This is a genomic window from Pantoea sp. CTOTU49201, assembly GCF_032054795.1.
GTDB classification, from domain to species: Bacteria; Pseudomonadota; Gammaproteobacteria; order Enterobacterales; family Enterobacteriaceae; genus Pantoea; species Pantoea symbiotica.
The window spans coordinates 1-9953 of sequence record NZ_DAMBSA010000149.1; the positions used below are offsets into that span (position 1 = coordinate 1).

General features: G+C 55.1%; 8 protein-coding genes. 4 read left to right on the top strand and 4 right to left on the bottom strand.

The window, feature by feature from the left end; translation table 11 throughout:
* The 3 genes from RTY00_RS12155 to RTY00_RS12165 form a co-directional block, all read left to right on the top strand.
* A partial coding sequence (locus RTY00_RS12155) for an AbgT family transporter (RefSeq protein WP_312664621.1) occupies positions 1-1329 on the top strand: 1329 nt, incomplete at its 5' end.
* Between the two features lie 190 nt (positions 1330-1519).
* A complete protein-coding gene (locus RTY00_RS12160; RefSeq protein ID WP_312664622.1) occupies positions 1520-2947 on the top strand; it encodes an MFS transporter in 1428 nt (475 codons plus the stop codon).
* A gap of 176 nt (positions 2948-3123) precedes the next feature.
* The gene (locus RTY00_RS12165) at positions 3124-3807 is read left to right on the top strand and encodes a hypothetical protein (protein WP_312664623.1); all 684 of its coding nucleotides are present in this window, start codon (positions 3124-3126) and stop codon (positions 3805-3807) included.
* Between the two features lie 223 nt (positions 3808-4030).
* Here RTY00_RS12165 and RTY00_RS12170 read toward each other — a convergent pair whose 3' ends face one another.
* The 3 genes from RTY00_RS12170 to RTY00_RS12180 are packed head-to-tail and all read right to left on the bottom strand — an operon-like array spanning position 4031 to position 7883.
* Positions 4031-5350 (bottom strand): cytochrome c, encoded by a 1320-nt coding sequence (locus RTY00_RS12170; protein WP_312664624.1) that lies wholly within the window; start codon positions 5348-5350, stop codon positions 4031-4033.
* An 11-nt stretch (positions 5351-5361) separates the two neighbouring features.
* Positions 5362-7146, bottom strand: coding sequence for a GMC family oxidoreductase (locus RTY00_RS12175; RefSeq protein ID WP_312664625.1), 1785 nt, complete (start codon positions 7144-7146; stop codon positions 5362-5364).
* A gap of 2 nt (positions 7147-7148) precedes the next feature.
* Positions 7149-7883, bottom strand: coding sequence for a gluconate 2-dehydrogenase subunit 3 family protein (locus RTY00_RS12180; RefSeq protein ID WP_061718349.1), 735 nt, complete (start codon positions 7881-7883; stop codon positions 7149-7151).
* Between the two features lie 296 nt (positions 7884-8179).
* Between RTY00_RS12180 and sbmA the strand changes: the two genes are divergently transcribed.
* Positions 8180-9415: a peptide antibiotic transporter SbmA gene (sbmA, locus tag RTY00_RS12185; RefSeq protein WP_312664626.1), complete on the top strand. Its 1236-nt coding sequence runs from the start codon at positions 8180-8182 to the stop codon at positions 9413-9415.
* A gap of 118 nt (positions 9416-9533) precedes the next feature.
* Here sbmA and RTY00_RS12190 read toward each other — a convergent pair.
* On the bottom strand, positions 9534-9953 hold a 420-nt coding region (locus tag RTY00_RS12190; RefSeq protein WP_312664627.1), incomplete at its 5' end, for a DAK2 domain-containing protein.

Genomic DNA, 9953 nt, shown 5'->3' on the forward strand with positions numbered 1-9953 from the left:
AACCTGCTGAGCGTGGCAGGGATTCAATGGATCCTGCCCAATATCATCAAAAACTTCAGTGGCTTCACGCCGTTGGGATCGATTCTGGCGCTGGTAATTGGTGCGGGCCTGGCGGAAAAAGTCGGCCTGCTGCAGTCGCTGATGGTGAAGATGGCTTCGCGCGTGAGCCGTCGCTACGCCAGCTATATGGTGCTGTTTATCGCCTTCTTCAGCCACATTTCGTCCGATGCCGCGCTGGTGGTGATGCCGCCGCTCGGTGCGCTGATCTTCCTCGCGGTGGGACGCCATCCGGTGGCGGGATTGATGGCGGCGATTGCCGGCGTGGCGTCCGGATTTACCGCCAACCTGCTGATTGTCACCACCGATGTGCTGCTTTCTGGCATCAGCACCGAAGCCGCCAAAGCGGTGAGCGATACCGTGCACGTTAGCGTGATCGACAACTGGTACTTTATGGCCAGCTCGGTGATTGTGCTGACCATCGCCGGTGCGCTGCTGACCGACAAGTTTGTCGAGCCGCGCTTGCCCGCGTGGAACGGCGGCAATAACGATCGTCTGCCGCCGCTCACCGCGCTGGAGAATCGCGGCCTGAAAGCCGCCGGTATCGCCGCGCTGGTGTTTATCGCGCTGATGGCGCTGCTGGTGGTGCCGGAACACGCGCCGCTGCGCAATCCGAAAACCGGCGGTATCATTCCGTCGCCGTTTATTCAGGGCATAGTGCCGATCATCATCCTGTTCTTCTTTGTGGTGGCGATTGCCTATGGCGCGGTAACCAAGCAGATTCGCCGCGCGGATGATATCCCGCAGCTGCTGGTGGATCCGATGAAGAGCATGGCGGGCTTTATTGTGATGGTGTTTCCGCTGTCGCAGTTTGTTGCCTTCTTCAACTGGAGCAACATGGGCAAGTTCATGGCCATCGGCCTGACCGATGTGCTGGAGAGCGCGGGAATTAGCGGCGCACCGGCGTTTATGGGCTTGATGTTCTTGTCGGCGTTTCTGTGCATGTTTATCGCCAGCGGCTCGGCCATCTGGTCGATTCTGGCGCCGGTATTTGTGCCGATGTTTATGCTGCTCGGCTTCCATCCCGCCTTTGCCCAGATGATTTTCCGCATCGCCGATTCTGCGGTGTTGCCGCTGGCACCGATGTCGCCGTTCCTGCCGCTGTTCCTCGGCTTCCTGCAGCGCTATCAAAAAGATGCACAGCTGGGCACCTATTACGTGCTGATCTTCCCCTATCCGCTGGTGTTCTTCACCACCTGGATTGTGCTGCTGCTGGCGTGGTACGCACTCGGTTTACCGATCGGTCCGGGCGTCTATCCGAGCCTGCACTAAGCCTGCGCCACGGATGGCGACTACTTTTCTGTGAACTGCAACGTATGTTGCCAAAATGTCACCGTCCCGCCTCTCGGCAACTCTCAGCGAATTTATTATCCTGCTATTCCTTCGCTTGCTAACGGTTAATTATTTTTAAAACCAATCTCAGCCGTCAGCGGGTTCTGCAAACACCGAGGTTTACACAACAATGACAACAATCACGTCGACAGGGATGGCGAACGATCACATGAGCGCGGATCGCCGCACCTTAGCCGGGCGCATCGATGCGCTGCCCTCTTCCGCTGGTCTGTGGCGCTTTATCACGCTACTGGCGCTGGGCGGCTTCTTTGAGCTCTACGATCTGTTTGAAACCGGCTACATCAGCTCCGGCCTGGTGGCGGCGGGCGTGTTTCATACCGGTTCTGCCGGCGTGTTCGGCGTCGCCGATCAAGCGGCATTTGCCTCCGCGACTTTCCTTGGCCTGTTTGTCGGCGCGAGTTTGCTTGCGCCCTACGCCGACCGTTTTGGCCGCCGCCTGACCTTTATGTGCGCGCTGGCGTGGTACGGCGCGTTTTCGCTGCTGATGGCGTTCCAGCAAAGCGCGGAGATGATCATCCTGTTCCGCTTCCTCGTTGGCATTGGCCTTGGCGTTGAGCTGGTGACCATCGATACCTATCTTTCCGAATGGGTACCGGCGCATCTACGCAGTCGCGCGTTTGCCTTCTCCTTCTTTATCCAGTTCCTGTCGGTACCGGCGGTGGCGCTGATGTCGTGGTGGCTGGTGCCGCAAACCATTCTCAGCCTTGAAGGCTGGCGCTGGGTGGTGATTGCTGGTGCGGTCTGCTCGCTGGTGATCTGGCTGATTCGTAAAAACCTGCCGGAATCCGCACGCTGGCTGGCGCAACAAGGACGGCATCAGGAAGCGCATCAGGTGTTGAGCGCGATGGAAAAGCGCTGTGGTATCGCTTCTCCCCTTCCCCCACTGGTGGGGGAAGGCCGGGATGGGGGACAGTTCGCACCTGAGCAACCTAAGCAAGGGCGTTTCAGTGAGATTTGGTCACCGGCCTATCGCAAACGCACGCTGATGCTGGTGGTGATGAACTTCTTCCAGGCAATTGGCTTCTTTGGCTTCGGCAACTGGCTGCCAGCGCTGCTGTCGGGCAAAGGCGCGACCGTCACGCACAGCCTGCTGTATGCGTTTTTCATTACGCTGGCCTACCCGCTCGGCTCGCTGATTTGCAGTCGCTACGCCGACAAGCTCGAGAATAAATGGCAGATCGTGTTTTCATCGCTGATGACGGTGGTGTTCGGCACGCTGTTTGCGTTTATGACCAATCCGGTGCTGATGATCATCTGCGGCTTCCTGATCACCTACAGCAACGCATGGCTGACCTTCAGCTATCACGCTTATCAGACCGAGATTTTCCCAACGCACATTCGCGCCCGCGCGGTGGGTTTCTGCTACTCGTTTAGCCGCCTGTCGACGGTGTTCAGCAGTATTTTGATTGGCATTATTTTGCAGTATGCCGGCAGCCAGGGCGTGATCGCCTTTATCGTGCTCAGCATGTTGATGGTGATGCTGTCGGTGGGAATTTACGGGCCGAAAACCCGTGGGATGGATTTGGAGAATATTTAAAGATTGCAGGTGCGAATGAATGCGCACCGCACATGTAGGGTCGGCATTCATGCCGACCGAGCGAAAAACCGCACCTACTCCCTCTTGTCCATCAAATAATCATATTGTGATAGTAACACCCATAAACAATATATATATTGTGGTTATTGTCATGGAGCAGGAATGAGAAAAGGAATATGCAAAACTACAATCAAGTTATAGTGGATAGTTTATCCGCAGAGAAAACACTGGCTCTTAAGCTAGACAAAGCATTTAACGGTGTCGGTAAAGACGTTGATAAGCAATTAGGGAGAATACAAGATGGAGCAATACGACTTACTTGGTACTCGTCTTGTATTTTCGATAATTATCAAAACGTTTGCTCAAAACTAAAAGATGAAGATGTTCGTTTTATGTTAGGTGTTTATCAATTGATAAAACGCCATGATCTGATCCTTGATATGGTTCAACTCTATATTGAACATCGCATGAGTTATTTTTCAGAGCAAGATATTGCAAAGATAATTAGAGCTCTAACCTACACAGGAAATAAAATTTCCGCATCTCAGTTAACAAACAGATCTTTAGCTTATACAATATCCCGTACGATAAGTCGCGGACTCAGTATGTTCCAGGTGATAACATTTAAAACATCCCTTACAGCATCAACATTACTAGGTGCATATGGCGTAATACAGGAAGCTTCCGAGTCTGCTGATCGGTTATTAATCATGGATACTAGATATTATGCTATTTTACGCCATGAGGGACTTGAGATGATGTACTTTCTAATTGAACCAGTATTTAAACGCGTTAGCTTTCCCTCTTCCAACCTTAATAACACCATTAAAGATCTTAAAGAATTACTGAGGTCTTCATGATGATATTTCTTAAGAAATTTTTACGCGACTTTGCCTGGAGCGTTTTAACGGTATGGATACCTATTACATTAATAATTTCATTTTGCGTATTGATTCATCATTTTTTCCCCGGATATGAATGGGGAGCAACGAGTATTTTCACTTTAATTGTCCTTGTCATTGACTTTTATATTATTAAAAAGAAATGGTAATCAAAAAGGAGGCCACCTGGGCCTCCTACTAACTACTGCCCTTCCAACACCTTAATATCCGCATTACCCTGCTTCGGCTGCACGGTTTCGTCTTTACGCAGTTCGGCCACATCCTTCGCCGACACGCTCGACTTCACGCCATTGCCCCAGCTGCCACGGATAAAGTTCACCACATCCGCCACCTGCTGATCGTTCAAGCGCCAGCCGAACGCCGGCATGGTGATCGCCGTGGGTGCGCCTTTCACGCCTGGCAAGGTGCCGCCAACCAATACGATATGAATCAACGAGGTCGGATCGTCCGCCATCACCACTGGATTGCCGCGCAGCGCCGGATAGAAGCGCTGATAGCCGCTGCCGTCGGTTTTGTGGCACGCCGCACAGCTATCGACATAAGTCGATGCGCCAGGCTGGCTGTCGTCACCTTTCCACAATGCCTGAGACACCGCATCATCCTGCTTAAACACCGCCTGATTTGGATCTTTCGCGCCGAGGGATTTCAGATATTTAGCAATCGCGCTGATATCGTCATCGCTCAGATATTGCAGGCTGTGCTGCACCACATCGGTCATGCCACCAAACACCGCGGTGTGATCGTTGCGGCCAAAGCGCAGGAACTGCTTGAGATCCTCTTCGCTCCAGCGACCTAAGCCATCGCGGTTGTCGCCACGCAGGTTGCTGGCGGTCCAGCCATCAATCGGCGCGCTGCTGCCAGAGAGATAGTTGTTGCCTTCGCCGTTGTTGAGCGCTTTTTCCTGCATGGTGATGCTACGCGGCGTATGGCAAGCGCCACAGTGACCGAGACCTTCCACCAGATAGCGACCGCGTGCCAGCTGCGGATCTTCCTGTGCTGCCGGCTGGAACGCTTTTACGTCCGGCGCAAACATGCCGCGCCAGATGGCTAATGGCCAACGCATCGACAGCGGCCACGGAATGTCACTCTCTTTGTTCGCCTGCGCCACCGGCTGCACGCCGTGCATGAAGTAGGCGTAGAGCGCCTTCATGTCGTCATCGCTGACCACCGCGTACGACGGATACGGCATCGCCGGATAGAGCGTGTCGCCGTTTTTCGCAACGCCGTGACGCACCGCTTTCTGGAAATCGTCATAGCTGTAATCACCAATCCCGTTGGCTTTGTCCGGCGTGATGTTGGTGGAGTAAATGGTGCCGATCGGCGTCGCCATCGGCAGTCCACCGGCAAAGGGCTTACCGCCTTCGGTGCTGTGACAGGCCACGCAGTCGCCCGCGCGCGCCAGATACTCACCGCGCTTCACCAACGCGTCCGAACCTGCTTCGTCCGCCACTGCGGCGAACGTCATCGTGCCCAGAAACAGGGCTAAAATGCTTTTGATCATCGCCGTGTTCCTTATGCCTGTACCAGCGGGCCGGGGTTTTTCAGATACTGTTCACGAATCGCTTTGGCTGACCAATAGGTCAAGGCTGCGACCATGCCCGTTGGGTTGTAGCCGAGTCCCTGCGGGAACGCCGAAGCGCCTGGCACAAACACGTTCGATACATCCCAGCTCTGCAGATAACGGTTCACCGCGCTGGTTTTCGGATCTTCACCCATGATCGCGCCGCCGCTCATATGCGTGGTTTGATAGACGGTGGTATCGAAGTGCGAGCCCGGCCCTTTCGCGCCGCCGATGATCATTTTCGGGTTCATCGCTTCGGTAATTTTGCGCATTTTGCCGATCATGAACTGCGCCATCTTGATGTCGTTATCCTGCCAGTCAAAGGTCATACGCAGCAGCGGCTGGCCGTAGGCATCTTTGTAGTTGGGATCGAGATCGAGATAGTTGGCGCGATAGGATTGGTGCGCGCCGTGCGCATCCATCGAGATGTGATGGTTGTAGGTATCCGCTACCGCCGATTTCCACTGGCTGCCCCAGTTTGGCGTGCCTTTCGGCGTCGGCAAACCGGAAATCGGCTTGGTGCCGGCCTGATTGACCCAGAATGGCGAACCGCCAACAAAGCCGTGCGGACCGTGATCGAAGTTATCGGCGTTGAAATCATCCACCGCCACACCTGCGCCACCGGCACCGATAAACGGGTTGGTGGTGGTGTTTTTGTCGAACAGCGCTTTCAGCGTCGAGATGTTCTGATAGGCGAAGTTACGGCCGACCACACCTTCGTTGGAAATCGGGTTATACGGCTTGCCGATGCCGGAGAGCAGCATCAGATGCACGTTGTGGAACTGGAACGCCGACAGGATCACCAGATCCGCAGGCTGTACCACTTCGCGGCCCTGACCATCAAGATAGGTCACGCCGGTGGCGCGCTTTTTATCGTTGGTCAGATTAACGCGCAGCACGTAAGAGTTGTTGCGCAGCTCGAACTTCGGTTCCTGACGCAGCGCGGGCAGGATGTTAACGTTCGGCGAGGCTTTGGAATACATATAGCAGGCGTAACCGCTGCAGAAACCGCAGAAGTTGCACGGGCCCATCTGTGCGCCGTAAGTGTTGGTGTACGGGCCTGAGGTGTTGGCCGACGGCATATCATAAGGGTGATAACCCACTGATTCCGCCGCTTGCGCGAACAGCTGCGCCGAATAAGTGCGCTTCTGCGCTGGCAGCGGGAAGTCGCTGGAACGATCCGGCGCGTACGGGTTGCCGCCCTTCTCTTTGCCCAGCAGCTTGCCTTTGATTGACCAGGCGCTGCCCGAGGTACCGAACACTTTCTCGGCCTGATCGAAGAAGGGTTCCAGCTCGTCATAGTTGACGCCGAAATCCTGAATCGTCATGCCTTCCGGGATGAAGCTTTTACCGTAACGCTGCTCGTAATGGCTGCGCAGATTCAGCTCAACCGGGTCAACGCGGAAGTGCACGCCTGACCAGTGCAGACCTGCACCGCCGGTGCCGGTGCCGGGCAGAAACGCCGCCAGCTGGCGATAAGGGACGGCAGTTTGCGAGGCATCGTGACGGATGGTCACGGTGCTTTTCGACAGATCCTGGAACAGCTTTTTGCGGATGTTATAGGTCAGTTCGTCAATCGACTGTGGATAAGATCCATCCGGATAGGTATCGCGATGCGGACCGCGCTCCAGCGCCACCACATTCAGGCCCGCTTCGGTCAGCTCTTTCGCCATGATGGCACCCGCCCAGCCGAAACCGACGACGACCGCATCCACTTTTTTCAATTCATTTGCCACGCTTACGTCCTCTCCCCGCGAATATCCACTGACGGGAACGGATAACGTTCACCGCGTTCCACCCAATCCATAAAGTCAGCGCGCGCGCCGGGGAAGCCAATCAGCTTCCAGCCCACCATGCCCTGGTTGCCGCCGTGGATCGGATCGCTGAAATAACCCTCGCGGGTGTTTTGCAGCAGGAAGGAGAAGAAGGTTTTGGCTGGCAGCTGCGGGAATTCAGCCGTGCCGCTTTCAAACGCGGTCAGCAGCGCATCCTGCTGTTCGCCCGTCAGCTCAGCAAACACTTTACCGTGCTGCTTTTTGCTCCAGCCATCGGCATCCGCCAGGCCGAGACGGTAGATCTGCTGCGGCACCAGCGGCAGCTGATAACCTAACTCTTTTGGCAGATCGGGATTGAACGGGCCTTGCATGTACCAGTTGTTACCGGTGGCATACGGCGTGTTCATTTGACGATCGATAAACTCCGGCACGCCAGCTTCAAGTGCGCCAGGGCCGCGTTCATCGTTGGGAATCAGGCGCGCCACGGCCGCGGTGATAAAGGCAAACTCTTCCGCGGTGAACCAGTTTGGCTGGTAGCTACGCGCCTGTTGTGGTGATGCGTTTTGTTCTGCTGCCCCAGCGGCCATCGGTGCCACCAGCGCGCCCATCGCCGTGCTGCCCACCGCCATTGCCGGCGCCAGGGTGATGGTTCTCAGCAGAAAATCCCTGCGAGTGTGACCATTTTTTTGTTCTGACATGACATTGCCTCAGTACCACATATAATGCGGCATGAAAGTTAAGTAGTTGCGTTGTATTGTTTTTTTATTGATAGCTTAAGGGATACAGCAGTACTGTTACCGGTAACAGTACAAATATTGTAACACCATTGCTGTGGATAATTTAGTTCTTAGAAACAAATTCGCACTAATTACTTAACAATTGCCGCTGTCGCTTTACATCGCAGCGGCGAAGCTGTCATCGTCAGATACAACCGACAACAGACAGATAGAGGTCTGAAGCGGTATAAAAGAGTACACACAACAGCGGAGTGCCTATGTTTAAGTCCTTTTTTCCGCGGCCAACGCTGTTTTTCAGCTCAGCTGCGATTTGGAGTTTAGTAGCAATTTTTGCCTGGTTCGGCTTTTTCAGTGATTTCCCGGCGCGCTGGCCTGCCCTCCAGGCGGCGATGCACGAACCTTTGCCAACCAATGCCAGCCGTTTTATCCACATCAGCCAACTGTGGTTTTACGCCTATTACTGGATTGTTGCCGGCATCTTCGCGCTCACCTGGCGTGTGATTGATAACCATCCGTGGCAGCGCTGGTCGGTTGGGGGATCGATTCTGATCATCTTTGTCACCTGGTTTGGTGTGCAAGTTGGCGTGGGCGTCAACGCCTGGTACGGCCCGTTCTACGACATGATTCAGCAGGCGCTGACCAAAGCCGGTTCCGTCGCCATCCACCAGTTCTATGTGCAAGTGCTGGCGTTTCTCGGTATCGCGCTGATCGCGGTGGTGATTGGCGTGATGAACTCGTTCTTCGTCAGCCATTGGGTGTTCCGCTGGCGTACCGCGATGAACAATTACTACATGCACAACTGGCAGCGTCTGCGTCTGGTTGAGGGTGCGGCACAGCGTGTGCAGGAAGACACCATGCGCTTCGCGGGTACGTTGCAGGATTGGGGCATCAACTTTATTCAGGCGATTATGACGCTGGTGGCGTTTCTGCCGGTGCTGGTCACGCTGTCGCACCATGTCAAAGAGGTGCCGATTCTCGGCAGCATTCCGTATGCATTGGTGATTGCCGCGCTGCTGTGGTCGCTGTTTGGGACCGCGCTGCTGGCGTTGGTGGGGATTAAACTGCCGGGGCTGGAATTCCGTAATCAACGGGTGGAAGCGGCCTATCGTAAAGAGCTGGTGTACGGCGAAGACGATCCTGAACGCGCTTCACCGCCGACGGTGCATGAGCTGTTTAGCCGCGTGCGTCAGAACTATTTCCGCCTCTATTTCCACTATTTGTACTTCAACATCACGCGCATTATGTATCTGCAGGTGGATAACGTGTTCGGGCTGTTTGTGCTGTTCCCGTCGATTGTGGCGGGCACCATTACGCTCGGCCTGTTGAACCAGATCACCAACGTGTTTGATCAGGTGCGTTCGTCGTTCCAGTATTTGATCACCTCGTGGTCAACGCTGATTACGCTGATGTCGATCTACAAACGTCTGCGCAGTTTCGAGCAGATTTTGCAGGATATTCCGCACGAAGAGATGATGCGCGAAGCGGCGGAGTAAGGTGCGGTCTTTGAAACGGTGCGCATAAATGCGCTAACACATACTGCGTCCATTGAAACGGTGCGCATTAATGCGCACCCTACAATGTAAGGTCGCCATTAATGGCGACCTTGCCACATCAACCCGCCAACACCGCAAACACCTTCTCAATCGCATACGCGCCCGGATCTTTCACCCCATCCAGACTCTGCTGATTCAGATACGCGGAACGCCCTGCTTTGGCGCTCTGCATCTGCGCGGTGGCGTCAGCGCCTTTCTGCGCTGCTTGTGCCGCTGCTGCCAGCGACTCGCCCGCCACTAACGCTTCCAGCGCCGGTTGCAGCGCATCCACTAAAGTGCGATGGCCCGGCTGTGCGCCGCCGTAATGCTTCATGCGTTCCAGCCCGTGCATCAGCGCCTGCGGCAGAGCGCTGCCCTCTTCCAGCTGCTGACCGGCGCTGGTGAACAGAATCGACATTAACACGCCACTCGATCCGCCCATCACCGTGGCCAGCTGCTCGCCAATCAGCGCCAGCAAGGTTGGCAGCTCATCCAGCGG